This is a genomic window from Rubrobacter calidifluminis (assembly GCF_028617075.1).
Classification (GTDB): Bacteria; Actinomycetota; Rubrobacteria; order Rubrobacterales; family Rubrobacteraceae; genus Rubrobacter_E; species Rubrobacter_E calidifluminis.
This window is the reverse complement of sequence record NZ_JAQKGV010000001.1, coordinates 83,729-108,731: the sequence shown is the minus strand read 5'-3', so window position 1 is coordinate 108,731 and position 25,003 is coordinate 83,729. Positions and strand designations below refer to the sequence as shown.

General features: G+C 67.1%; 23 protein-coding genes and 1 riboswitch. Of the genes, 11 read left to right on the top strand and 12 right to left on the bottom strand.

Annotation, left to right across the window (positions count from 1 at the left end):
* Positions 1-39 precede the first annotated feature (39 nt).
* The 4 genes from PJB24_RS00565 to PJB24_RS00550 form a co-directional block, all read right to left on the bottom strand.
* Entirely contained in the window at positions 40-660 is a 621-nt protein-coding gene (locus PJB24_RS00565) for a hypothetical protein (RefSeq protein WP_273841556.1), read from the bottom strand.
* A gap of 105 nt (positions 661-765) precedes the next feature.
* Positions 766-1,455: a zinc metallopeptidase gene (locus PJB24_RS00560; protein WP_273841554.1), complete on the bottom strand. Its 690-nt coding sequence runs from the start codon at positions 1,453-1,455 to the stop codon at positions 766-768.
* An 89-nt stretch (positions 1,456-1,544) separates the two neighbouring features.
* Positions 1,545-2,099 carry a hypothetical protein gene (locus PJB24_RS00555; RefSeq protein ID WP_273841553.1) on the bottom strand — a complete coding sequence of 185 codons (555 nt, stop codon included), beginning with the start codon at positions 2,097-2,099 and terminating at the stop codon, positions 1,545-1,547.
* Between the two features lie 39 nt (positions 2,100-2,138).
* Complete coding sequence (locus PJB24_RS00550) at positions 2,139-3,701, bottom strand: glycosyltransferase family 117 protein (protein ID WP_273841551.1); 1,563 nt, start codon at positions 3,699-3,701, stop codon at positions 2,139-2,141.
* 152 nt (positions 3,702-3,853) lie between these two features.
* Between PJB24_RS00550 and fabI the strand changes: the two genes are divergently transcribed.
* Entirely contained in the window at positions 3,854-4,633 is a 780-nt protein-coding gene (fabI, locus tag PJB24_RS00545) for an enoyl-ACP reductase FabI (protein ID WP_273841548.1), read from the top strand.
* Between the two features lie 3 nt (positions 4,634-4,636).
* Here fabI and dnaB read toward each other — a convergent pair whose 3' ends face one another.
* The 4 genes from dnaB to rpsF all read right to left on the bottom strand — a co-directional run bounded on the left by dnaB (position 4,637) and on the right by rpsF (position 8,439).
* Positions 4,637-7,285 (bottom strand): replicative DNA helicase, encoded by a 2,649-nt coding sequence (gene dnaB, locus PJB24_RS00540; protein WP_273841546.1) that lies wholly within the window; start codon positions 7,283-7,285, stop codon positions 4,637-4,639.
* A 70-nt stretch (positions 7,286-7,355) separates the two neighbouring features.
* Positions 7,356-7,805, bottom strand: coding sequence for a 50S ribosomal protein L9 (rplI, locus tag PJB24_RS00535; RefSeq protein ID WP_273841544.1), 450 nt, complete (start codon positions 7,803-7,805; stop codon positions 7,356-7,358).
* Between the two features lie 16 nt (positions 7,806-7,821).
* On the bottom strand, positions 7,822-8,070 hold the full coding sequence (gene rpsR, locus PJB24_RS00530; protein ID WP_273841542.1) for a 30S ribosomal protein S18: 249 nt from the start codon (positions 8,068-8,070) through the stop codon (positions 7,822-7,824).
* Between the two features lie 30 nt (positions 8,071-8,100).
* On the bottom strand, positions 8,101-8,439 hold the full coding sequence (gene rpsF, locus PJB24_RS00525; RefSeq protein WP_273841540.1) for a 30S ribosomal protein S6: 339 nt from the start codon (positions 8,437-8,439) through the stop codon (positions 8,101-8,103).
* A 129-nt stretch (positions 8,440-8,568) separates the two neighbouring features.
* Here rpsF and PJB24_RS00520 point away from each other — a divergent pair, with 129 nt between their 5' ends.
* The 9 genes from PJB24_RS00520 (at position 8,569) to PJB24_RS00480 (ending at position 20,922) form a co-directional block, all read left to right on the top strand.
* Positions 8,569-9,321: an ABC transporter ATP-binding protein gene (locus tag PJB24_RS00520; RefSeq protein WP_273841538.1), complete on the top strand. Its 753-nt coding sequence runs from the start codon at positions 8,569-8,571 to the stop codon at positions 9,319-9,321.
* A gap of 5 nt (positions 9,322-9,326) precedes the next feature.
* Positions 9,327-11,891 (top strand): ABC transporter permease, encoded by a 2,565-nt coding sequence (locus PJB24_RS00515; RefSeq protein WP_273841536.1) that lies wholly within the window; start codon positions 9,327-9,329, stop codon positions 11,889-11,891.
* Between the two features lie 39 nt (positions 11,892-11,930).
* Positions 11,931-13,397 carry an alpha/beta hydrolase family protein gene (locus tag PJB24_RS00510; RefSeq protein WP_273841534.1) on the top strand — a complete coding sequence of 489 codons (1,467 nt, stop codon included), beginning with the start codon at positions 11,931-11,933 and terminating at the stop codon, positions 13,395-13,397.
* 166 nt (positions 13,398-13,563) lie between these two features.
* Positions 13,564-15,054, top strand: a complete 1,491-nt coding sequence (locus PJB24_RS00505) for a phytoene desaturase family protein (RefSeq protein WP_273841532.1) — start codon at positions 13,564-13,566, stop codon at positions 15,052-15,054.
* On the top strand, positions 15,051-16,007 hold the full coding sequence (locus tag PJB24_RS00500) for a phytoene/squalene synthase family protein (RefSeq protein ID WP_273841529.1): 957 nt from the start codon (positions 15,051-15,053) through the stop codon (positions 16,005-16,007). The genes PJB24_RS00505 and PJB24_RS00500 overlap by 4 nt, the downstream gene beginning before the upstream one ends.
* A 19-nt stretch (positions 16,008-16,026) precedes the next feature.
* A riboswitch (SAM riboswitch) is annotated at positions 16,027-16,137 on the top strand.
* Positions 16,138-16,194: 57 nt separating this feature from the next.
* Positions 16,195-18,045 carry a bifunctional homocysteine S-methyltransferase/methylenetetrahydrofolate reductase gene (locus PJB24_RS00495; RefSeq protein WP_273841526.1) on the top strand — a complete coding sequence of 617 codons (1,851 nt, stop codon included), beginning with the start codon at positions 16,195-16,197 and terminating at the stop codon, positions 18,043-18,045.
* Positions 18,046-18,063: 18 nt separating this feature from the next.
* A complete protein-coding gene (locus PJB24_RS00490; protein WP_273841524.1) occupies positions 18,064-18,999 on the top strand; it encodes a uroporphyrinogen decarboxylase/cobalamine-independent methonine synthase family protein in 936 nt (311 codons plus the stop codon).
* 4 nt (positions 19,000-19,003) lie between these two features.
* Positions 19,004-20,158, top strand: coding sequence for a uroporphyrinogen decarboxylase/cobalamine-independent methonine synthase family protein (locus tag PJB24_RS00485; protein WP_273841522.1), 1,155 nt, complete (start codon positions 19,004-19,006; stop codon positions 20,156-20,158).
* A gap of 11 nt (positions 20,159-20,169) precedes the next feature.
* Positions 20,170-20,922 (top strand): alpha/beta hydrolase, encoded by a 753-nt coding sequence (locus tag PJB24_RS00480; protein WP_273841519.1) that lies wholly within the window; start codon positions 20,170-20,172, stop codon positions 20,920-20,922.
* Between the two features lie 40 nt (positions 20,923-20,962).
* Here the strand turns inward: PJB24_RS00480 and PJB24_RS00475 are convergent, their stop codons facing one another.
* Positions 20,963-21,454: a hypothetical protein gene (locus PJB24_RS00475; RefSeq protein ID WP_273841517.1), complete on the bottom strand. Its 492-nt coding sequence runs from the start codon at positions 21,452-21,454 to the stop codon at positions 20,963-20,965.
* 60 nt (positions 21,455-21,514) lie between these two features.
* Between PJB24_RS00475 and PJB24_RS00470 the strand changes: the two genes are divergently transcribed.
* The gene (locus tag PJB24_RS00470) at positions 21,515-22,018 is read left to right on the top strand and encodes a YqhA family protein (RefSeq protein ID WP_273841515.1); all 504 of its coding nucleotides are present in this window, start codon (positions 21,515-21,517) and stop codon (positions 22,016-22,018) included.
* Positions 22,019-22,028: 10 nt separating this feature from the next.
* Here PJB24_RS00470 and PJB24_RS00465 read toward each other — a convergent pair whose 3' ends face one another.
* Genes PJB24_RS00465 through PJB24_RS00455 form a run of 3 tightly spaced genes read right to left on the bottom strand, consistent with a single transcriptional unit; the run spans position 22,029 to position 24,986 of the window.
* Entirely contained in the window at positions 22,029-22,244 is a 216-nt protein-coding gene (locus PJB24_RS00465; RefSeq protein ID WP_273841513.1) for a YjzC family protein, read from the bottom strand.
* Between the two features lie 7 nt (positions 22,245-22,251).
* Positions 22,252-23,832 carry a phosphoglycerate dehydrogenase gene (gene serA, locus PJB24_RS00460; RefSeq protein WP_273841511.1) on the bottom strand — a complete coding sequence of 527 codons (1,581 nt, stop codon included), beginning with the start codon at positions 23,830-23,832 and terminating at the stop codon, positions 22,252-22,254.
* Positions 23,829-24,986 (bottom strand): pyridoxal-phosphate-dependent aminotransferase family protein, encoded by a 1,158-nt coding sequence (locus PJB24_RS00455; protein ID WP_273841509.1) that lies wholly within the window; start codon positions 24,984-24,986, stop codon positions 23,829-23,831. Before PJB24_RS00455 ends, serA begins: the two co-directional genes overlap by 4 nt.
* Positions 24,987-25,003 lie beyond the last annotated feature (17 nt).

Sequence of the window (25,003 nt, the reverse complement as noted above, 5' to 3'; positions counted from 1 at the left end):
CCGGATACCCTGATTATACCCGTCGACCCCCGAACGGCATCAGGCGGCGTTGGTGCGCCACCGGAGCTCCACCCCTTCGCGCTTGGCGAAGAAGAGCAGGTCGTCCCGCAGGGCCTGTATGTCCTTGTCGTAGATCGAGATCACACAGAACCCGCAGTTGCGGTAGGCCCACACGAACGGCGCTATATCCCCCGAGAGCTCATGCCGACTGTGCTCTCCAGTGGCATCGTAGAGGTCGAGCACCCGATCGACGAGATCCAGGGTCATCGTCCAGCCGGACTCGGTCGGGGCACAGAAATACCCGGAGAGTTCCCCGCCGCAGACCATGGTCTCCTGCAACCGTCGGGCGAAGGCCCGCTTGTGCTCCTCGACCCCGGCGAGGTACTCGGCGTCTTCCACCAGACGCGGCGGCGCCGGAGAGTAGGGTCGCCTGCCGGTTACCGGCACGCCCTCCGGGGGATAGAACCCGACGAACGGGACGGGAGATCTCCACAGGTGCTTTATCACCCCGAGGGTTATGTTGCGCGCCCCGGCCGGATCTCCGACAGCCTCAGCGAAGCGCGCGTTCATGAGCCGCATGTGACGCGGCTCCCAGGGGTGTGGCTCCCCGAGGCCGCGTACCCTGCGGCGGCGCCTGCTTATGTGCTCTATACCTTCCACCAAGCGGCATTCTAGCATCGCAGCGCGCCTCAAACGGCCAGAGATCCGGAGAACGAAAAGGGGCGGTGACCCGCCCCCGAAAGCTTCACTCTCGCTCTCTCTACCCTACTGCCTGCTGACGAACAGGAGGTAGAGGAAGGTCAGAAGCGCCGTGAGCGCCGCGGCGATGTAGGTGAAAGCCGCCGCCGTGAGCACCCGGCGGGTCCCAGCCACCTCCTGGCTGGAGAGTACACCGTAGCTCTTCAAGAGCCCGTAGGCGCGGGTCGAGGCGTTTATCTCCACCGGCAGCGTCACCACATGGAAGGCCAGGACGGCCAAGAAGAGTATGACCGCTATCTGGATGAGCAGTGAGCCCAGCGCTGTACCCACCCCCATGATTATCGCCGCGAAGAACGCCAGAGGCCAGATCTGGCTGCTGAAGCTCACTATCGGGAACATCCCGCTCCTGAACTTCATCGGCAGGTATCCTCTGGCGTCCTGGATGGCGTGCCCGCACTCGTGCGCCGCTACGCTGACCGCCGCGATCGAGCTTTTGGTGAAGTTGCCCTCGGAGAGCCGGACAACCTTGGCCCCCGGGTCGTAGTGGTCGGTCAGCTGTCCTGCGACGGGCTCGACCCTGACGTCATATAGCCCGTTGCGGTCCAGGATCATGCGCGCCACCTGCGCTCCGCTCAGGCCGCTCATGCTCCTCTGGCCCGAGTAACGCGCGTAGGAGCTTCTCACCCACAACGCGGCGCCACCGGAGATAATAGCCCCCAGGATCAGTACCATGAAGTAGCCGAAATAGCCACCCACCTCATCTCACCGTCCTTTCGGTATACGACATCACACTTCTTGCTACGCATTATTCTACTACGGATATACGCCGCTCCCTCCGCAGGGTTTCACCTTCCACCGCGGGCGGAGAAGCGCTCGAGCCGCCTGCGGAAGCGGTCGGCCGAGGATGTATCCCCGGCGCCTTCGAGGACCTCAATGGCCCGGGAGCAGATTTCTCTGGCCTTCCCGGTCTGTCCCCGGTACTCGTAGAGGGTGGTGAGCCGTTCGTAGCAGAAGGTCCCGGCGTGCCCGAGGCGTACGGCCTCCAGACAGTGCCGCTCGAAGGCATCAAGCTCGCCTTTATCCCTCCGGTTCTGGAAGTGGAGCTGCGCGAGCGCGACATGGGCGAGCTGACGATCCTCCCCGCTCTGGGCGAGCTGCAGGGCGGCCTCCCCCGCGCGGCGGGCCATCCCGGTATCGCAGGCGAAGGCCGCCTGAGAGCAGACCGATGAGAGAAACGAGGAGGGGCTCACACCGGGGTTCCCGGCGGCGTAGGCGCGTAGCGTCCTCGCGGCAGCTTCCTGCCCGCCGGTGAGGTCCATCCCGGCGTGCCGGGAGAAGGAGGCCTGCTCTTCGGGAGGAAGCGAGGCCACGTAGCCGGCGAGATCTTCCCAGTCGCTCAAACCAACCTCCGGCTCAGTACTGCCACCAGCATGCCAGACTCAGCCTCCTCCGCCGCTCTCCTCGACCCTGTAGAAGACGCCACCATCGTGCGAGACCAGCCTCAGGCCGGACCGCTCGAAGTAGCCTCTATAGTAATCGTCGCGTCCCCCGGGCAGGAGCACGTACACCCTGTCTCCCTCCCGCAGATACTTCCTGGAGAGCCTTACCCAGGGTTTGGCCTGCTGGCTCCACTCCTCGGGGTTCAAAAACGGCGAAACTATCTTCAGGTCTGACCTTCGATGCTCGACCAGCTTCATGTACCACAGGCTGCTGCCGTTGGTGACAACCGTGGCCCCGCGCGGCACGCCCCTGGCCACAAGATTTATGGTCTTCCTGGCCTGATAGTAGTCGCTGTGATCAACCACCCGATAGGTATCGTGCACACCAGCGAGCGGGGCGGCGAGCGCCAGCAAACCGATGGCTCCGGCCGCGGCCAGACGCTGCGCGGCAGAAAGGTGCTCGGTCAGCCGCCAGCGCCGGACCAGGTACCCGCCCCCCTCGAAGAGCGCCACGAGCCCAGAGGCGACGAAGACACAGACGATCAGGTAGGTCGGGATGAAATATACCCAGACGTCCGGAATTGCGTACTCGAGGGCAAAGGCGAGCCAGCCAGCATACAGGATGCCGAAGAAGGCGGCCGCCGCCCGGTCGGTGAAGATCATGTACCAGAACCCGAACGCGGCCACCACCAGGAAGGCCGGAGAGAACTGGTCCAGCAGATGACCGAGGTAGAACTCCAGCCGCCAGGGGAGCTGGGAGAAGCTGTAAACGAACATCTGCCCCTGGAAGCTGCTCCCGGTCACAAAGGAGAAGAACCCCTTCAGAGAGGTCAGATGGTAGCCGCTCAGCGGTGGGTGCGCCATAGCCCGGACCGGCAGGTACACGTAGGGGAGGAGGCCGGCGACGAACAGCCCGGCAGACTTGAGGACCAGCCGCCAGTCGAGCAGCTTCCTCCAGTCGGTCAGGCCCACGAAGACCAGACCGGCCGGGATGAGCAGCCCGCTCGTCAGGTGGTTGGTGAGCGAGAGCCCCATGAATAGCGCGGCGAGCAGCAGGTAGCGATCCCGCCGGCGCACCCTCCAGAGCATGAACATCAGGCAGAGCAGGCAGACGAACATCACGTTGAGCGTGTAGACCTCGGCGATGACCGCCTGGCTCCAGAAGGCGCGCGAGACTCCGAAAAGCAGCGCGGCGGCGGCGGAGGGAACGACCCTCCCCGTCAGCACCCGCAGCATCGAGAACAACAGGAGCACCGCCACAGCGGCGTAGACAGCCGAAGCCAGGTTGACCCGATAGCCGATATCCCCGACCGGCAGGTAGGTGAAGAGCTTGCTCAGGAGCAGGTATGTCGGATAACCGGTGGGGTTCGGGATGCCGAGTATGTAAACCCTTACCTGGAAGAGCCCGGCATCGGCCAGCCCGGCGCTCACGTCACGCGGCAGCACGGTCGGGGCGAGCGTGGCGAGGTAGAGGCTGAATGCGACCACGAACACCAGTACGCCGAGAAGGAGGGCAACCCTCCCGGCCAAGGAATGCTCGAGCCCTGCGCGCAGCTTCTTCACGGCGACGATTCTAAACTACATCTGTGGATGATTGTAACCAACAGGCCTCAAGAAAGGGCACCTTTGGCACACGGGTGCCGCATCACCTAGACTGTCTGTCCCGGGTCGGGAGACCCCCGAGCACGAACGATCATGTTTTGAGGAGGAAGAGAATGGGCGGCATACTGCAGGGCAAGAAGGTGCTGGTTACCGGGGTGCTCGACCGGCGCTCGATAGCCTACACTGTGGCGAGGATAGCCCAGGAGCAGGGGGCCGAGATAGCGCTGTCCAGCTTCGGGCGCGCGGCGAGCCTTACCCGGCGCACGGCGCGCAGGATGGACCCGGAGCCCCCGGTGCTGGAGCTGGACGCGAACAAGCCGGAAGACATAGAGAACGTCGCCCGCGAGCTGGGGGAGTGCTGGGGGGAGGTGGACGGGGTGGTGCACGCCATCGCCTTCGCCCCGGAGGACGCGCTCGGCGGCAACTTCCTCAACGCCGGCTGGCCCTCGGTCGCGACGGCGCTCCAGACCTCGGCTTACTCGCTAAAGGCGATAGCCGCCGGGCTCGCCGGGATCATGCCCGAAGGCTCCTCGGTCGTCGGGCTCGACTTCGACGCGAGCGTGGCGTGGCCGGCGTACGACTGGATGGGGGTGGCGAAGGCCGCCCTGGAGTCGACCGCGCGCTACCTGGCGCGAGACCTCGGCGAGCGGGGCATCCGGGTGAACCTGGTCTCGGCCGGCCCTCTGAAGACGCTCGCGGCGAGTGGCATAAGCGGTTTTTCGGAGATAGAGGGAGTGTGGGACAAGAGGGCGCCTCTGGGCTGGAAGGCGAACGACCCCGAGCCGGTGGGCCGGGCGGTGGTGAGCCTGCTCTCCGACTGGTGGCCGGCGACGACGGGCGAGATAGTCCACGTCGACGGCGGCTACCACGCGATGGGTACGGACATAAGGTAGCCCTCAGAGCCCCTTCGCGAGCGAGGCGAACTTGGTGTACTGCTCCATCCAGGCGAGCTGAACCTTGCCGGTGGGCCCGTTGCGGTGCTTGCCGACGATGACCTCGGCGATGCCTTTGTCGTCGGAGTCGGGGTTGTAGTACTCGTCGCGGTAGAGGAACATCACTAGGTCGGCGTCCTGCTCGATGGCCCCCGAGTCGCGCAAATCCGAGAGCAGCGGGCGTTTGTCGTGGCGCTGCTCGACGGCGCGGGAGAGCTGGGCTATCGCCAGGACGGGCACGTCCAGGTCGCGGGCGAGGACCTTGAGGCCGCGGCTGATCTCGGCGATCTCCTGCTGGCGGTTCTCGCGGTTCTGCCCGACCATGAGCTGGAGGTAGTCCACGACGACGAGCGCGAGCGGGCGTCCTTCCTGGGCCAACAGGCGGCTGGAGAGGCGCCTGACCTTGGCCCGCATCTCCATCAGCGAGATGCCGGCGGTGTCGTCTATCCAGATGGGGGCCCCCGAGACCTCGGCCACCCCCCGCACGAGCTTCGGCCAGTCCTCGGGTTTCACGTTGCCGCTCCTGAGATCCTGCGCCCTTATGCGGGTGGTCTGGGAGATCAGACGCTGGACGAGCTGCTCCTTGCTCATCTCCAGCGAGAAGATCGCGACCGGCTTCTTCTGCACCCCGGCGGCGTGCCAGATGGCGTTCAGCGCGAAGGCGGTGTTGTGCACGAAGATGTCCTGGGCGACGAAGTTGGCCCCTTCGGGCACGGTCAGGTCGTAGACCCGGTGTTCTCCCACGTACTCTATGGAGACGATCTCGTCCCAAAAGAGATCCGGGCTGGCTATGCGCGCAAGTCTTTCATCGTTCAGAACCTCTGCATACCGCGCCAGCCGATAGGCGGGCAGGTTCCTGTTGGTGTGCGGGTTGTAGCCGGCGCGCCTGCCATGCCTCTCCATCTCTCGAGCGCGCCGTCCCAGCTCCGAGAGGCTCAGGCCCCGCCGCGCGGCGGCCTCGCGCACCAGCTCCCAGACCTCCCTTGGGGGGTGGCCGTAGTTGGGAACGCGCTTCGGCAGCTCGCGCTCCGCGAAAGCCCCGCCCGCAAACCGGAGGGCCTTCTCCCCGATCCAGCCGATCTCCGCCTGGTAGCGCAACACGGAGTCGGGGGCGGTGATCTCAACCCTCCAGCACCGCTCCTTCTTTCGCCAGAGCTTGGCGACGATGCCGAAGCGCAGGAGGGCGTGGTGGACGTCGCGGGCGAGCCGTTCGGAGCCGACGCTGAACTCGATGCGCGGATGCTTCCCCAACCCGTAGATGGTCCCGTCGCAACTGAACAGCACGCGCAGGAACTCGGCCAGGTAGCGCCGGCTCCACCGCCAGACGAGCGAAGGGAACGATTTGTCCCCGGCATACTTGCCCATGAGGCCAAGCTCTCTCAGCCAGGCGGTGACGGGATTACTGTTCATCCCTCGCCGCTCTCCATTGCCCACGACCTTGTAGTCGTACGGGCGATGGGGCTCCTTCGTCACGACCGCGTCGGGGAACTGCTCCCCGATGCACCGGCGGAAGTCCTCTACGAGCTGGGGATCCGCGTTCGTCCACTTCGGACATTCGCGGGTCGGTCCACCCTCGGCGATGAAGTAAGCGAGCAACCGGACCAGGTCCAGGGGCCACGTCTCGTCGCTCCCGAACACCGGCAACCCGCGCGGCACGGCGATGCTGTCGCCTACCTCGAGGTCGTGCAGCGGCGTCCATCCCTTCACCGTCAGAAACGGGTGGTGACCGGTGACCTCGACGCTGCGACCGGTACGGGTGACGACGCGGTAGCACGGCTTCACGCCGCTGTCTATCCAGTCCGAGATGTCGGTAGTCTGCAGCTCTCCGGCTTCGGAGACGTTCGATACGCGGGGCAGCCGGCGCTTAACGCACTCCTCGATCGTCAACCTCTCGCCGCTCTCCGGGTCTACGACCAGGTTGTCCCACTTCACGCACTTCCCCATCGCGGGCCGGGCGGCGAGGATGATGAGGTCGCTCTTGTGGAAGCCCGTCGTCAGGCGGTCGAGGTCCTCGAAGCCGGTCTCGACCCCGGTCACCTCCCCCTCGGACTCGTAGAGCTGCTGGATCATCTCCAGCGCCCCCGGCGCGAGCTCGGAGACCGGGGAGAGCTGCTCCTTGAGACGCCGGTTGGAGATGCTGTAGATGAGTTGCTCGGCGGCATCGAGCGCCTCCCCCACGTCCTCCGGTTCCCGGAAGGCGTCCTCGGCGATGCGGCTCGAGGCGTCTATCACGGCCCTGAGGATCGCCTTCGAGCGCACTATGTCGGCGTAGCGGGAGACGTTCGCCGTCGTCGGGACGCTCTCGACGATCTCGAAGATGTAAGCCCGTCCGCCGACCTTGTCGAACTCGCCGCTGCCACGCAGCTCGTTGGTGAGCGTGAGCTGGTCTATGGGGTCCCCGCGGGAGTAGAGCCGCATCATCGCCGAGTAGATGATGCGGTGCGTCTCCGAGTAGAAGTCCTCGGCGGCGAGCTTCTCGGCGACGGTGGAGACCGCAGCCTCCGAGACGAGCATCGCCCCGATCACGGCCCGCTCGGCCTCCAGGTCGTGCGGTGGTACGCGGGCCGCCTCCGGCCCGGCACCGACGCTCCTTATCCTCCCCCGCCGTTCCATGCCCCAAGGATGAATCAAAAACGGGCCGCTTACAAGCGGCCCGCCTCATCCTGAGATCGAGGTTGAAGCCCTAGAGCTTCGGAACGACGATGACCTTGACGCTGGCCTCGACGTCCCCGTGCACCTGCACGGGGACCTGGTGCGTCCCGAGCGACCTTATCGGCTCCTCGAGGCGTATCTTGCGGCGGTCGAGGTGGATGCCGCGCGCCTGCTCTATGGCCTCGGCGATGTTCGCCGCGGTGATCGAACCGAAGAGCCGCTCGTCCTCGCCGGTGCGGGCCTCTATCGTGATGACGCTCTTGTTGAGCGTCTCGGCGATCTCGACGGCCCGCTCGGCGAGCCGCCGCTCGCGTTCGGCGGCCTCCTGCATCCTCCTGCGGGCCTCCTCGAGCTTCGCGGGGGTCGCCACCTCCGCGAGCCCGCGCGGCACCAGGAAGTTGCGGACGTAGCCGCGGCTCACGTCGACGATCTCGCCCCGGTTCCCGACCTTCTCGACGTCCTGTGTGAGTATCACCTGCATCTCAGAGAAGCCCCCTCTAACGTCCGGCGATGTAGGGAAGCAGCGCCATCTCCCGGGCCCGCTTTATCGCCCGGGCGGTCTCCCGCTGGTGCTTGGGGCACAGCCCCGTGACGCGGCGCGCCCGGATCTTGGCCCGGTCGGAGATGAAGCGCCTGAGGGTGTTGTAGTCCTTGTAGTCTACGTAGGTGACGTTCTCCTTGCAGAAGACGCACGGCTTGTTCTTGCCGGAGCGCCCGCCGCCGGATCCCTTGCTCTTGCTGCTCACTTTTCTATGCTACCTCCTCGCGATCCACTTTTAGCCTGCCGCCTCGACGCTCTCTTCCTCGCGCAGCGATCCCGCGTAGTCGGGAGGGAGCTTCACGATCATGTGCCGCAGAACGTCGTCGGAGACGCGCAGGATACGCTTGAGCTCGACGAGGGTCCTCTCGCCGACCGTAAAGTGTATCACCGCGTAGTAGGCCTCGGAGCGGTGGTCTATCTCGTAGGCGAGCCGTCTCTTGCCCCACAGGTCGACGTTGAGCACCTCCCCGCCGGTGCGCTCGATGATCGTGCGGAAGCGGCCGACCGTGCTCTCGACCTGCTCCTCGTCGAGCTCGGGGATCACGATGAGCATGACCTCGTAGGCGTTCTCCAAAGTCTCATACCTCCTGTGGTCTTACAGGGCGGCTTCCCGCTCCGCGCGGGAAGCAGAAGGTCTCGGTCAGGGTTATTGTAGCAGCTGTGCTACAAGACGTCTCGCGTCCGACGAGGGTATACTCGTCGTGTGCGGCTGGACTCCGGCATGGCTCTCGAGGCCCTCGACCTGGTGAAGGTCTACGGCGAGGGTCCGACAGCCGTCAGGGCGCTCGACGGCGTCTCGACGGGCTTCTCGACCGGCGAGTTCACCGCGATCATGGGTGCCTCGGGCTCGGGGAAGAGCACCCTGCTGCACATCCTGGGGGGCCTGGACAACCCCACCTCGGGGCGGGTGATCGTCGGCGGGCAGGACCTCTCGGGCCTCTCCGACAGGAAGCTCACCCTGATGCGGCGGGAGCGGATGGGCTTCGTCTTCCAGTTCTTCAACCTCATCCCGACGCTCTCGGCAGAGGAGAACATCCTACTCCCCGCGCTCATCGCGGGCGAGAGGGCCTCCAAGTACGAGGGGCGCCTCTCGGAGCTGCTGGAGTTGGTGGGGCTTGAGGACCGCAGGACGCACCGCCCCGACGAGCTCTCCGGCGGCGAGCAGCAGCGGGTCGCGATAGCACGCGCCCTGCTGCGCAATCCGGACATCGTGCTCGCCGACGAGCCGACCGGCAACCTCGACTCCAGGACCGGGGGCGAGATACTCTCGCTCCTGCGGGAGTCCGTGAGCCGCTACCGACAGACCACGATCATGGTCACCCACGACGCCCGCGCCGCGGGAGTCGCAGATCGCGTGATCTTCCTGGCCGACGGACGCATGGTGAGCGAGGCCCGGGGGCTCTCCCAGGACGAGATCCTGGAGCGGATAAAGACGCTGGAATCCGCCAAGGAGTAAGACCTTTGAGGCTCAGGCGTTTCTCGCAGATGAGCGTCCGCAACCTCGGTGCGCGGCCGCAGAGGACCGCTCTCACGGCGATAGGTATCGTCCTCGGCGTGGGGATAGTCTTCGGCGTGATCACGCTCTCCAACACGATGTCGAAGACGTTCACCGAACTCTACTCGAAGGCCTACGGTGCGGCGGAGATAACCGTCACCGCGCAGGGCGGAAACGGCACCTTCGAAGAATCCAGGCTCGGCGAGATCCGCTCGAACCCCGACGTGGGCTCGGCGGCCCCCCGGCTCTCGGTACCCTCCTCGCTCATCCTCGGCGGCAAGGGAGGGCACCCGCGGGTGGAGAGCATGCGCCTGTTCGGGGTGGAGCCGAAGAGCGCCGCCTTCGCCACCGGCTTCAGCCTGGCGAGGGGGCGCTACCCGAGGAGCGGGGCCGAGCTGATGCTCGACGCCGGCACCGCGAAGGCCGCGGGGCTCAGGGTAGGACAGAAGGTGCGCGTGGGGACGCCGGGCGGCGTGGTGCGGATGAATCTGGTGGGTACGCTCAGGACGCCGGGTGGCTCCTTCGGAGGGATCGCCTTCGGCATGGCCCCGCTGCGCTTCGTCCAGAAGGAGTTCGGCTACCCGCACAGGATCTCGGGTGTGGCCGTGCAGGCGGCGAAGGGGGTGCCGGTCGAACGGCTCAGGAAGGAGCTCGACTCCTCGCTCGGCAGAGGGCTCACGGCCCAGCTCTCCTCGACCCGCACCCGCGAGGCGAACAGCCAGTTCCAGGGTTTCGAGCTCGCGCTCCTGTTCTTCGCCGGGACCTCCCTTTTCGTCGGAGCTTTTCTGGTCTTCAACGCGCTCTCGATGACCGTCCTGGAGCGGACCAGGGAGCTCGGGATGCTCCGGGCGCTCGGTGCGACGCGTTCGATGATCGCCCGCTCGGTCATAATCGAGGCTGCCGCGCTGGGGCTGGCGGGGTCTGTCACGGGGCTCGCGTTCGGTTACCTGATGGCCCGAGGTCTCTCCTACCTCTTCGGCCGGGCCTTCCACTTCCAGATAGAGCGGGTGGACGTCTCGCCGTTCGCGCTCGCCTCGGCGGTGGCCGTGGGGATAGTGATCACGGTGCTCGCCGCACTCTACCCGGCGCTGCGCGCGGGCCGGGTGAGCCCGGTGGAGGCGATGCGCTCCCGCAGCGCTCCCACCGGGGAGGGGCGGCGCGGCCGCGCCGCCCGGCTCTCGCCCCTCGCCAGTGTGGTCCTCGCCGGAGGGGGCATCCCCTGGACCTACTACCTGGCGAAGCACCTCTCGGCCCAGCTGCAGGGGCTCGTCTACGCCTCCGGCATGGCAGGAGTCATCGCGATCTTCCTGGGCATCTCGCTCCTGGTCCCCACGCTCATCCGGCCGATGGCCGCTGGACTCTCCCCCATCCTGCGCCTGCTCTTCGGCGTAGAGGGGAGGATGGCCTCGGCCAACGCCACGCGCAACCCGGGCAGGACATCGCTCACGGCCTCGGCGCTCATGATCGGCATCGCCCTCGTCATAACCTTCGCCACACTCGGAGGGAGCGTGCTCGGCTCGATCCGGACCTACCTGGAAGGCTCCCTCGGCAGCGACTACGTGATCGAACCCACGACCCAGAACTCGAGCATCACCTTCTCACCCGGGATAGCCCACCGGGTGGAGAGGATCCCCGGTGTGGAGGAGACTACCGGTATTTCCTCCACCGTTCAGAGTATGGGTAGCCGGATCTACTTCGTCTTCGGGCTGGAAAGAAACTATACGGACATCTTCAGGATCAACTACGCCTCCGGCAGGGGTGTGGGCAGGGAGGCTTTCTCTAAGCTCCAGCGCGGCCAGACGATCATCGGCAAGCAGCTCGCCCGCTCCCAGCACCTCACGATCGGCTCCGAGGTCTCCGTGCCGAGCCCCAGGGGCATCAGGCATTACAGGGTCGCGGGGATAGTGGACAACGACATCCTCGGCGGCGGCACCGGAGTCTACGTCTCGAAGAAAACGATCGAGCGGGACTTCGGTGTGGGCGGGGACGGCTTCCTCGCGATAAAGGTCTCTCCCGGCTCCGATCGGGCAGCGATCGCACACAGGATAAAAGAGGTAATCAAAGACTACCCCCAGCTCACGCTCTACTCCAACGCCGAGTGGAAGGCCTCGATAGAGCGCAGCTTCGAGCAGCAGTACGCGTTCTTCTACGCGATCATGGGCGTCTCGGTGGCGGTCTCGGCCTTCGGGGTGATAAACACCCTCTCGATGAGCGTCTTCGAGCGCACGCGGGAGATAGGCATCCTCCGGGCCATCGGCTCCACCAGGCTGCAGGTGGGGCGTCTGATCGTGGACGAGGGGGTCGTGATAAGCGTGATCGGCTGCGTGCTGGGGGTGGCGCTGGGCTCCTTCCTGGGGTACCTCTTCGTGCGCGGGACCGGGGCGAACGGCTTCGACATCTCCTTCTACTACCCGACGCTCCCGGCCCTCTACGCGATCCTCTCGGGGCTCGTGATCGGGGTGCTCGCCGGGCTCCTTCCGGCCCGGACGGCGGCGAGAAAGGACATCGTGGAGGCTGTACAGTACGAGTAGCTCGTTGCGTCCTGCTGTCAAACACCGGGGACGACCCTGATGTCGCAAGATAGGGAGAAGGAACACGGCGAGAACCTTCGGGAGGGCACCAGAAGGCGGCACCTGATCCTGCTCCTCTCCGCCCTCTGGCCGGTCGTGCTGGGCGGTGCCTGGCTCTGGAGCGGCGCGCGGGAGGGAGTGTGGGGCGTGCTCCTGGGATGGCCTCCGGGGGCGCTTTTGTTCGCGTCCGGCATCTCGGGCCTCCTCTGGCCGGGAGACGCCCGCATCCGGCACTTCACGGCCTTCGGATCCCTGATCGGTGCGGCCCTGTCCATCCCCTACTTCGCACTCGCGGGGCCGGCCGCGGCGGCACTGCTCGTCTCCTCCGCCCTGAACTTCGTCCTGACCGGCCACGCCTCGCTCGCGCGCGGGAGGCTGCCCGAGGGGGTCCCCGCGCCCCAGATGGGCCTGAAGCCGGCCGCCCGCGCCGCGCAGGACGAGGCTTCGATGTGCTACCTCATGCTCACGACGTGGCCGCTGACGCTCGGGGAGCAGGCCAGGAGGGTCTCTGAGGAGGTGGATGAGGCGCTCGCGCTCTTCGACGAGAAGGGGTGGCTCTCGCATCCGGTCGCCTACCACCGGACACCACCACCGGTGAACGAGATTCGGCTGAGGAAGCGCAGCGTCCGGGGCATCTCTTTCGAGCAGATAACCTTCGAGAGCAGGTACGAGCCGCACCCCGCGGAGCCGGGCCGCGAACGCTGGCTCTCCCACGAACGCAACCGCACGGCCTGTGCCTGGATGCTGCGGCACGCCGGAGGACCTCGTCCCTGGCTCGTGTGCATACCAGGCATCCGCATGGGCTCACCCAGGCTCGACCTCTCCCTCTTCCGGCCCGGATACCTGCACCGCGAGCTGGGGCTCAACCTCCTCATCCCGGTGCTTCCGACCCACGGCCCGCGCAGGGTTGGGCCCGTAAGCGGAGACCTGGTGCTCTCAGGGGAGATGATGGACACGCTGCACGCAGCCTCCCAGGCACTCTGGGACATCCGCAGGATGACATCCCGGCTGCGCCTGGAGGGCGCCCCGGCGGTAGGCGTCCTCGGCCACTCGCTCGGAGGATACGTCGCCGCGCTCCTGTGCGGCCTCGAACGTGACCTCGACTGCGTCGTGGTGTGCAACCCGCCCTCCGACTATCCGACCATGTTCTGGAACAACGCCCCGGGCTCCGTGGTAAGCTGCTTGAAATCTTCCGGCCTTGACGAGCGGAAACTGGCGTTGCTGAGCCGCGTCATCTCCCCTCTCGCCCTCGAACCCCGCCTCCCCCCGGAGAGGCTCGCCATCTTCGCCGGCAACGCCGACCGGGTAGTCCCCCCCTCTCAACCCGAGAGTCTGTGGCGCCACTGGGGCAGGCCCGAAATCACCTGGTACGAGGGCGGCCACCAGGCCTTCCTGAACCACCAGGAGATCCGCGACCGGCTCCACGCCACCCTCTCGGCCATGGGATTCCTGGAATCCCTCTCCTGAGATCCAAGCTTCCCCCTCCCTCGTACTCACAGTTGGGGCGCAACAGCAAGGGCCCCGGCCACCGCCGGAGGCCGGCTGTAAGGGCGCTTACCGTATCTTCCAGCGTCCCTGTTAGTATCGTACGAGATATGAGAACAACAGTTACATTTACATGGTAGGAGGCGGGTTGTCCGGCAAGAGGGTGCTCATCGTGGGGGCGGGGGTCGGAGGGCTCGCTTCCGCGATAAGGCTCGCGGGGAGCGGGCTCGAGGTCGAGGTCTTCGAGAAGAACCTCCGGAGTGGCGGGCGCATGGGGCGGCTGGAGGGGGGTGGGTTCGTCTTCGACACCGGGCCCTCGCTCCTGCTGATGACCGACGTCTACCGGGATCTGTTCCGCTCGGTCGGGGAGAGCCTCGAAGATTACGTCGAGCTTCTCCCCCTCGACTCCCGCTACCGGGTCGTCTTCGGGGATGGTGATTCGATCACGATGCGTCGGACTTTGCCAGAGATGATCCGCGAGCTGGAGCGCATCGAACCGGGCGTGACCCCCCGCTTCTACCGCTTCCTCGAAACCTCCTGCCACCGTTACAGGCTCGGGCGCAGCGAGTTCGTCGAGCGCGACTTCGAGAGCGCCGGAGAGTTCTTCAGCACGCGCAACCTGCGGCTTCTCGCAAAGACGGGTGCGCTCGGCAACTACTACCGCTCCGTCTCGCGCTTCTTCCGCACCGAGAAGCTGCGTCAGGCGTTCAGCCTGCAGACCATGTACCTGGGGCTCTCCCCCTTCGAGGCCCCGGCGGTCTACTCGCTGCTACCCTACACTGAGATCGCCGAGGACGGGCTGTGGTTCCCGCGCGGGGGGATGTACGAGCTGGTCCGGGCGATGGAGACGCTCGCCAGAGAGCTCGGGGTCGACTTCCACCTCGGGTGTCCGGTCGAGGAGATACTCGTGCGCAAGGGCCGGGCGGTCGGGGTCAGGGCCGGCGGAGAGGGGATCCACGCCGATGCCGTCCTCGCCAACGCGGACCTCCCCTACGTCTACCGCGAGCTCCTCGGAGGCCGGGCCGACGGGGACTTCGGGATGCCCAGGAGGAGCAGGCAGAAACTCCGGTACACCGCCTCGGCGTTCATGCTCTACCTCGGCGTCGGCAGGAAGCTCGACCACATGCTCCACCACAACTTCTACCTCTCCGGTCGCTACCGGGAGAACTTCGAGCAGATCTTCGAAGAGGGCGTGCTGCCCGACGATCCCTCTTTCTACGCGGTCGTCCCCTCGCGCACCGAACCCGCGATGGCCCCGGAGGGGATGGAGAGCCTCTTCGTGCTCGTCCCCGTACCGCACCTCGGCGGCCGGGTGGACTGGGAGAGAGAGGGTGAGGCATTCCGGGGGAAGGTCTACTCGCTGCTCGAGGAGCGGTGCGGGATACATTGGTCGGACGTCCTCTTCGAGGAGGTCAGGACCCCGCGGGACTGGCGTGAGGAGTACAACCTCGAGATGGGAGCAGCCTTCGGGCTCGGGCACGGCATCCTGCAGGTGGGCTACTTCCGGCCGCCCATCGCCTCGAAGGGCACAAAGGGGCTCTACTTCGTCGGCGCGAGCACCCACCCCGGGACCGGTGTTCCCCTCGTCGTGATCGGAGCCCGGCTCGCCTCGGAGAAGATCCTGGAGGATCTCTCGTGAGGATCGATCCTGAGAGCTACGGCATGGACGCCGGCGGCCTCGACGACCTGGACGCCTGCTACGAACTCTGCCGCAGGATACAGAAGGCCTACAGCAAGACCTACTACGTCTCGACCCGCCTGTTCCCGCGGGAGGTGCGCCCGCGGGTGCAGGCCCTCTACGCGTTCATGCGCTGCGCCGACGAGATCGTGGACAACCCCGGCAAAAGCACCCCACAGGAGCAGCTCGCCGCGCTGGAGGATCTCGAGCGGGAGACGCTCGATGCCATCTGTGGCGGAGGTACCGGGGATCCCGTAATCAGAGCCTTCGCGGACACGGCGAGGTGCTGCGGCATAGATACCGCCGACGTGGGATCTTTCATGAAGAGCATGAAGATGGACACCAGCATCTCCCGCTACCCGACCTACGAAGCCCTCGAAGAGTACGTCTACGGGAGCGCCGCGGTCGTCGGGCTCATGATGTGCCGCATCATGGGCGTGGTCGACGGGCGGGCGCGCCGGCCGGCCGGTGCGCTCGGGGTGGCGATGCAACTCTCGAACTTCCTGCGCGACATCGGGGAGGACTGGGAACGGGGCAGGATCTACATCCCCCTCGAAGACCTCGAGCGCTTCGGATACACGGAGGACGACCTCGCCCGCGGCGTGATCGACGAGCGTTTCGTGGCGCTCATGCGCTTCGAGATAGGACGCACCCGGCGCATCTACGCCCTCGCCGACGAGGGGATGCGCTACATACCCCGCGGCAGCCGCTTCCCGGTCATCGTCGCCCGCAGGCTCTATTCGGAGATCCTGGAGCGGATAGAGGAGGCCGGCTACGACGTCTTCTCCCGCCGGCCCGACACCCCGCTCCCCCGCAAGCTCGCCGTTGCCGCCTCCTGCGCCGCCCGCAACCCCTCCGAGCTCGTCGCCCGCCTCCCGTTGCCCGGCGGCGCGGCGATTGCAACGCCATCATGATCGTGGTGTAATTCCCGCCAGCCCATCCAGAGCGGTGGAGGGACGGGCCCTGTGAAGCCGCGGCAACCGGCGGGCGGAAAGTCCCGCGCCAGGTGCCAATTCCCGCGGAGGAGCCTCCGAGAGATGGGCCGCAGAGCTTTCCGCGGCCTCTCCTCCGCGCGAAGATCGACGGAGCGGAGAGAGGCTGGTGGATTTGGATAAGAACCTCAGAGAGTATCTCGACGGTCGGGTCCTCGTCGGCGACGGCGCGATGGGGACCCTTCTGGCGGAACGTGGCGTGGGCTACGGGCATCCCTACGCCCGGGCGAACCTCACACATCCGGATCTCGTCCGAAGGGCGCACGAGGAGTACGTGCGCGCCGGGGCCCGGGCGATAGAGACGAACACGTTCGCCGCGAGCCGTCTCAAGCTCGCCGAGCACGCCCTGGAGGACAGGGTGCGCGAGATAAACACCTCCGGGGCCGCTCTCGCGAAAGAGGCCGCCGGAGAGACCTCCACAGAGGTGCTGGTACTCGGCGCGATAGGCCCGCTCGGGAGGCCGCTCGCTCCGGTGGGGAGCCTGACTCCGGAGGAGGCCAGGGAGACGTTCGCCGAGCAGGCCGAGGCGCTCCTCGAAGGAGGGGCGGACGCCCTGATCCTGGAGACCTTCACCGACCTGCGGGAGCTGCGCCTGGCCTACGAGGCGATCCGCGCCTTCGGCGTTCCCATCATCGCCTCCAAGACCTTCGTCGAGGACGGGGAGACGCTCGCCGAAGGACTCCCCGAGCGGGTCGCGCGCGAGCTCTCTTCGTGGGGGGTGGACCTCGTCGGGGCCAACTGCACCGTCGGCCCGCAGCGGATGGCCGGGATCGTCGAGCAGATGTCCGCCGTCGCCGGCCCGATCGCCGCCTACCCCACCCCCGGACTGCCGCAGCTCGTCGACGGCCGGGTGCGCTACACCCAAGACGTCGAGCACTTCGCCGCCCGCGGGCTGACCCTCGCCGCCGCCGGGGCCCGCCTCATCGGTGGCTGCTGCGGCACCACCCCGAAGCACATAGCCGCCCTAGCCCGGGCGCTCGAAGACTTCGTACCGGAGCGTAGGACGACCCGCCCGCAGGCCGCGGCGAAGAGGTCCGACGACGGGACGGTGAGATCGGGGCCAGCCACCCGGCTCGCCGAGAGGCTGGAAGAAGGCTTCGCGATCGCCGTCGAGGTCGACCTCCCGCGCGGGAACGACGTCTCCGGCGTCGTCGAGGCCGCTCGCCTCCTGAAGGAGAGGGGGGCGGACGCGATAGACATCTCCGACGGGGCCCGGGCGCGCCTGAGGATGCACCCGGTGGCGGCGGCGAAGGTGGTGCAGGAGGAGGCCGGCATAGAGGTCGTCGCGCACATCTCCTGCCGCGACCGCAACATCCTCGGGCTGCAGGCCGACCTGCTCGGGGCCGCTGCCCTCGGGGTGAAGAACATCCTCGCCGTCACGGGTGACCCGGCCCAGATCGGGGACTACCCCGAAGCCACGAGCGTCTTCGACACGGATTCGATCGGCCTGATCCACATCCTCTCCAGGATGAACGCGGGGGAGGATCTCGCGGGCAACTCGGTCGGACGGGCGCCGGGCTTCCTCATCGGGGCGGCCTTCAACCCGACGGCGGAGGATCTGCGCTCGGAGGTCGAGCGGCTCCGGCGCAAGCTCGAGGCGGGGGCGCACGCCTTCTGGACCCAGCCGGTCTTCGAGGTCGGGGCGCTCGAGCGGGCGCTGGAGGAGATAGGGGACGAGAGGGTGAGGCTCCTCCTCGGGCTCCTGCCGCTGAGGAGCGCCCGGCAGGCGGAGTTCTTGCACCACGAGGTGCCGGGCATCAGCATCCCCGAACGCATCCGCCGCCGCCTGGCGGACCTCTCCCCCGAGGATGCCCCGCTCTACGGGGTCGAGGTCGCGCAGGAGATCCTCTCCCGGACGCAGCATCTCGTCTCCGGAGCGTACATAATGCCCCCGGCGGGCGCGCCGGAGCTCGCCGCGGCGGTCATGGAGGCCGCACAGAGGCCCCACTCGCGCAGTTAGAAAAGGGAAGGAGAGGAGATGCCGCAGACGAAAGCCTACGCGCCCGGGATCTACGCCCGCTCCGAGGAGCTGGTGCAGGCCACCCGGGATCTGGAGAGGAAGCGGACGACGGAGAAAGAGGTAGAGAGAAGGAGGGAAGAAGACCTCGGGCGCCTCCTCGAGGCGCAGCGGGAGGCCGGGCTGGACTACGTCTCGGACGGGCTCCTCGTCTGGCAGGACATCTTCCGCCCGTTCGCCGAGGCCTCGGAGGGTATCGAGCCGGGTCCCCTCACCCGTTTCCTGAACACCAACACGTTCTTCCGAGCACCCTCTCCCGCCGGCGGCAGGGTGCGCCTCGCCGAGCCGCTCGGCGAGCCCTACTTCGCGTTCTCCAGGCTCCCCGCCGGGGAATGGGTGGCGACGCTCCCCTCCCCCCACTCCTTCGCCGCCCTCTCCACGGGGGGGATCGAGGCCGAGGAGATCGCGGCGAACGTCATAGGGCCCCAGATCAGGCACCTCGCGCAGAGGGGATGCGCGCTCGTCGTGCTGCAGGAGGCCGCGCTCTTCGGCGGGAACGTCGACGTCTCCCCCCTGAGCCGGGCGCTGGACGCCCTCGAGAGCCCCCTGCCGCTCGCGCTGCAGCTCCCGTTCGGGGACGCGGGGGAGGTTCTCGGCGAGCTGGTGGAGCTCGATGTCGCCGCGATCGGGGTGGATTTCTACGCGACCGACGTCGAGGCGCTGCCGCGCCCGTTCCCGAAGACGCTCTTGGCCGGGGTCATAGACTCCCGCAACTCGCTCCTGGAGAAGCCGCAGGAGATCGCCCGGTTCGCCGCGGAGCTGCTCGGAGAGCTGGAGGAAGGGGCGGAGCTGCACCTGGTCCCGAACGGGGACCTGCAGTTCGTGCCGGAGAAGATCGCCCGCCAGAAGCTGGCCCTCCTCGGAGAGGCCGCGAGGATCACGAAGGAGGAACGTTAGGAAGATGAGCGAGATCCGCTTCACCACCCGCGAGATAGGGAGCCTCGCCAAGCCGGGCTGGCGGGTGAAGTCCGTCTCCGGCCGTCCGGTCGGGAGCGAAGACGTCGAGGAGGCCCGCCGGTGGGGGGAACGCCTCGGGGTCGAGGGGCGGGAGCGCCTGTTCGAACTCCTCGCGAAGGGTGAGGGCTTCACCAAAGAGGAGAGGGCCGAGATACAGGACTTCGCCGCGCTGTACGCGATACGGCTGCTTGAGAGCGCGGGTCTCGACGTCGTCTACGACGGCGAGCAGCGCCGCAGCGAGATGTACGACCACGTCGCGCGCCACGCCCGCGGCTTCGAGAGCCGGGGCACGGTCCGCTCCTTCGACAACAAGTACTACACCAAGGCCGCCGTCGTCGAGCGCCCGAGGGTGGAATCCCCCTACGACCTGGAGGAGTTCCTCTTCGTGCGCGAGCACACCGACAGGGTGGTCAAGGTACCCTTCACCGGGGCTTACACCATCCTGGACTGGTCCTACGACGAGTACTACGCCGCGGGCAGCATGCTCGGGGCCTCCGCCAGCCGGCGGGCCGAGGCGCGCCGGGCGTTCGGGCTCGACGTCGCGCGCGAGGTGATACGGCCCAACGTCGAGGGGCTCGTCGAGGCCGGAGCGGGGTGGGTGCAGATAGACGAGCCCGCCGCCACCACCCGCCCGGAGGAGGTCCCGCTCGTCGTGGAGACCTTCAACGCGACCCGCGAGGGGATAGACGCCCGGACGAGCATGCACATCTGCTTCTCGGACTACGCCTGCCTCTTCCCTCATATCGAGGATCTCGTGGACTGCTACGAGCTGCAGCTCGAGTTCGCAAACCGCGACTCGCGCGAGCCGGGCAGGAAACAAGAAGACAGACCCGGCTACGCCATCCTGGAGAAGTTCGCCGAGAGTGCCTGGGATGGCAGGATCGGGCTAGGGGTCCTGGACATCCACACGAACTTCATCGAGCCTGCGGAGCTCGTGCGCGACCGCATCCTCCACGCCGCCGACGTCCTCGGCCCGGAGCGCATCGAGGTCAACCCCGACTGCGGCCTCAGGACCCGCACCTGGGAGGTGGCCTACGAGAAGCTCTCCAACATGGTCGAAGGCGCCCGGCTCGCCGAGCGCGCGATAAACGGCTCCTGAGGAGGGAACAAATGTCCGAAAGGGTCATGGAAGGTGCGGAGCCCTTCCGCTTCGAGGGTGGCGATGTCGGCGTCCTCGTCTCGCACGGGTTCACCGGAACGACCCAGAGCGTCCGCCCGCTCGGGGAGGCCCTCGCCCGCGAGGGATTCACGGTCGAGGGACCGCGGCTCGCCGGTCACGGGACGAGCGTCTCGGAGATGGCAGAAAGTACGGCGCAGGATTGGATCTCTTCGCTTGAGGAAGGCCTGGCCTGGATGGAGGAGCGTACCCGTGCGGTCTTCGTCTGCGGGCTCTCGATGGGCGGGACGCTCTCGCTCTACCTCGGCGCGACGCACCCCGAGGTGGTGCGCGGCGTGATCCCGATAAACGGCTGCGTCTTCCTCGGAAACCCCGAGCTTGCCAGGATCGTCCTCTCCCCCGACGCCCCGCCGACGCTGCCGGGGGTGGGCTCGGACATAAAGAAGGCGGGGGTGGAGGAGCTCGTCTACGACGAGATGCCCGTCCCGGCGATGAAGGAGCTCATGGCGCTCATGCGCGCAACCGACGACCTGCTGCCGGAGGTGCGCTGCCCGGCGCTCATCCTGCAGTCGACCGAGGACCACGTCGTCCCACCCGACAACGGCCCATACTTTCTGGAGAAGGTCGGCAGCGAGCACAAGGAGCTGGTCCGGCTCGAGGACTCCTACCACGTCGCCACCCTGGACAACGACGCACCCCGCATAGCGGAGCTTGCGGCGGACTTCATCCGGGAGCACGGCAGGTAGCCGGGAATCCCCCGAGCACTCCTGCCACGTGGAAGAGGTGCTAAAACCCTGCGGATACCGCGGCCGCTCCCCCCGCTGCGGCCCGCCTGTCCAGCAAGATGGCCAGCCAGATCAGGAACACACAGACCTCTGGCGACAGGTCGTCGGGCAGTTCCGCCGTCCACGAACGCCTGAACATCCCCTCGGGTCTCAGGCTGCCGACCGCGCCGGTCCCGTCGCGCCGGAGCTCGAAGGCGCGCCCCCAGGCCGATTCCTTCCTCAACTCGTAGTGACCGTCGTGCTCGAAGTAGAAGCGGTCCCTGAAGGCCGAAGGTTTCTCAACCGCGAGGACGACTCCGCCATCCTCGCGCGAGAGCACGAAATCCTTTCGGAGTGCCCCGTGGACGGCCCGGTAGCGCCCGCCACCCACCTCGATCTCCGCGCTCTCGCGCCAGTTCGAGAGATCGACGCTCCCCACGACCGCACCGTCCCCGCCGCGGACCTCGAACCTGCGGAAAGACCAGCCCTCTGGCACGGCTCGCAAGAAGATCATCTACACCTCCACGTTCGAGCATGCCCGGCGGGCCATTATACGCTAAGCTATAGTTGGTTCATGAAGCGACGTGGCTCTTCTGGCCATCTCTTCGAGCGTCTGCTGTGGGCGGCACGGCTCATGATCATCGTCCCGGTGGTGGCGTGCGTCGCGATGGCCCTCTGCGCGATATACATGGGGCTCGTGGACCTCTACGGAAGCTGGCACCAGCTCTCTACAGCCCGCTCTGCCGTCCGCGGCAAGGCCCTGGCCGGAATCGTGGGGGCGCTCGACGCCTTCCTTGTGGCTTCCGTGCTCATCGTTGCGGCCTTCGGACTCTACGAGCTGTTCGTGGGGAAGATAGAGGCTGCCGAGCGTTCGGAGGTTGCCCCCCGCCTGTTGAAGATCGAGAGCCTCGAAGACCTCAAGCAGAAGGTAGCAAAACTCCTCGTCGTCATACTCGCGGTTGAGTTCTTCAAGCAGGCCGTGAACCTCAGCTACGCCAGCGCCCTCGAACTGCTCTACTTGGCCGGGGCCATCCTGCTCGTCAGCCTCGCCCTCTATATAATCGGGCGCAGGGGCTAGAGCCCACCCATCAGGCCTGGATGTTCGTCGAGCGCCAGAGCGTGTGGTGCCCCATACCCTCCGCCTCCGGGAACTCCTCCCCGCGGGAGAGCTGCACGTAGACCGGGGGCCGCATCGTGCCCCGATCGCAGACGAAGGTGCCCGAGAAAGGAGCCTTCTCCCCGGGGCGGTAGGTGGGGGCTGAGGGCCTGTAGCGCTTCAGTATCTCCTCTACGACCTCAGACATGAAAACCTCACCAGAGCGTCACCGGACGGGCCTCCTTGAAACCCGGGATCTTGAGCAGATCCTCTATCACCTCCTGAGGCACCGGGTCGTCCACGGTCACCGCCATGACCGCCCGCGAGCCCGGCTCCCCGCGCCCGACGGCCATGTTGCCGATGTTGATGCCGTGGCCGCCGAGGGCGGTCCCGACCTTGCCGATCATGCCGGGCACGTCCTCGTTGCGGATGAAGAGCATGTACCGCTCGGGCTCTATGTCCACGTCTAAGCCCAAAACTCCGACCAGGCGCGGACGCATGCGCGGGCCGACTAGCGTCCCGCTCACCACGCTCTCCCTCTCGTTCGAGAGCCGGAGCACCACCAGGCTCGTGTAGTCCGCGCTCTCCGGCGATCGCGAGGTCTCCACCTTGAACCCCTTCTCGCGGGCGATGATCGGGGTGTTCACGAAGTTCAGCGGCTCGTGGACCATCGGCTCCAGGAGCCCCTTCTGCGCCGAGACGTCCAGAAGCCGGGTGTCGTAGCGGGCGACCTCGCCGTGGTACTCGATCCTGAGCAGGTTGCCCGGATGGTCGGTGAGCTGATACAGGAGCCTCCCGAGCGTCTCGCACAGCCCGGAGAACTGGGAGACGAACTCTGCACCCTCGCCGGAGGGCACCGGCGCGTTGATCGCGTGCACCGGGACCTCCCCCCTGAGCGCCGCCGCCACCTGCTCGGCGGCGGTGAGGCCGGCCCGGTCCTGCGCCTCGGCGGTGCTCGCCCCCAGGTGTGGGGTGAGCACCGTGTTCGGCAGCTCGAGAAGAGGAGACCCCGCGGGCGGCTCCTCGGTGAACACGTCGAGCGCGGCCCCGGCTATCTTCCCCTCCTTGAGGGCCTGATAGAGTGCCTGCTCGTCCACGATCCCGCCGCGGGCGACGTTTATCAGGTAGGCACTCCTCTTCATCCGACCGAGCGCCTCCGCGTCTATCATGCCGGTCGTCTGCGGTGTACGGGGGACGTGCAGCGAGACGAAGTCCGCCTTCTCGAGCACCTCCTCCACGCTCTCCGCCCGCCCGACGCCCATGTCCCGCATCCTCTCCCCGGAGACGTAGGGGTCGTAGGCGAGGACCTCCATCCCCATCCCCAAAGCGCCGCGCGCGACGATCGAACCGACGTGCCCGAGCCCGATGAGCCCGAGCGTCTTCCTGGCGACCTCGACCCCCTTGAACGCCCCCCGGTTCCACTCCCCCCGCCTCAGCGAGGCGTCGGCGGCCGGGATGCGCCGGGCGACCGCGAGCATCATCCCTAAAGTGTGCTCGGCGGCGGCGACGGTATTGCTCTCCGGGGCGTTGGCCACCAGGATGCCGCGCTTGGTCGCGGCCTCGACGTCTATGTTGTCCACCCCGATCCCGGCGCGCCCTATCGCCTTGAGGTTCCCCGCGGCCTCGATGACCTCCGCCGTAACCTTCGTCGCGCTGCGCACGATGAGGCCGTCGTAGCCGCCTATCTTCTCCAAGAGCTCCTGCGGGGAGAGCCCGAGCGCCACGTCGACGTCGAACTCCCGCTTCAGGAGCTCGACGCCGCTCTCGGAGATCTTCTCGGTTACCAGTACCCTCAAGCGGCCACCCCGCTCTTCGAGAACACCCGCTGGGCCGCCGCGACGCCCTTCCCGAGCTCGACGGGATACCCGAGGGACTCAAGCGTGAGCTCGGCCGCGGCGATCGTCGCGATGATGTCGTAGGCGTCGAAGTAGCCGCAGTGCCCGATGCGGAAGATCTTGCCGCTCATCTTGCCCTGCCCCCCGGCGACCTGCACGCCGTGCTCCTGGAAGAGGGTGTTGACGAAGCGCTTGCCGTCGATTTCATCCGGCACCCACGCGGCGGTCACCGCGGTGTTCATGTCCTCGTCGGGGCCGAAGAGCCTGAGCCCCATCCCCTTGACGCCGGCGCGGGCCGCCCGGCCGAGCAGCACGTGACGTTCGAGGACGTTCTCGAGGCCCTCATCCAGGATCTGCCCGAGCGCCACGTCGAGCTGCATCACCAGGCTCACCGGGGGAGTCCAGGGGGTCTGCGGCGGGTTCTTCTGGGAGGCCTTCTTCGCCTGGGTCCAGTCGAAGTAGAAGCGCGGCATCGCAGCCTCCTGGTGTGCCCGCCACGCCCGCTCGGAGACGCTCACGAACCCGAGCCCCGGCGGGGTCATGAGCGCCTTCTGGCTGCCCGCCACCACCACGTCGACGCCCCACTCGTCGGTCCTGAGCTCGCACGCCCCGAGCCCCGAGACGGCGTCGACGATCGTGACGACGTTCTCGGTGGCCTTCGCGAAGCCCTCGATGTCGTTGACGGTCCCGGTCGAGGTCTCGGAGAGGACGCAGACGGCGGCCTTTATCCCCGGGTCCGCGGAGAGGGCGTCGGCCACCTCGGCGTTGTCCGCCTTCTGCCCCCACTCGTAGACGAGCTCGGTCACCTCCAGACCGAAGGCCCGTCCCATCTTGGCCCAGCGCTCCCCGAAGTTGCCGTTGTTGACGACAAGAACCTTGTCGCCGGGAGAAAACAGGTTCTGCAGCGCCCCCTCGAACGCCCCGGTGCCGCTCGCGGCGTAGACGAAGATGTCGTTCCTGGTCATGAACACCCGCTTGAGGTTCTCGCCGACGCGGGTGAAGACCTCACCGAACTCCGGGGTGCGGTGGTGGATGATCGGCAGCGCACCCGTCGCGGAGACCTCCGGCGGGATCGGGGTGGGACCGGGTGACATCAGGCGGTACTTGCTCATCATGGTCTTCGAAGGCTCCT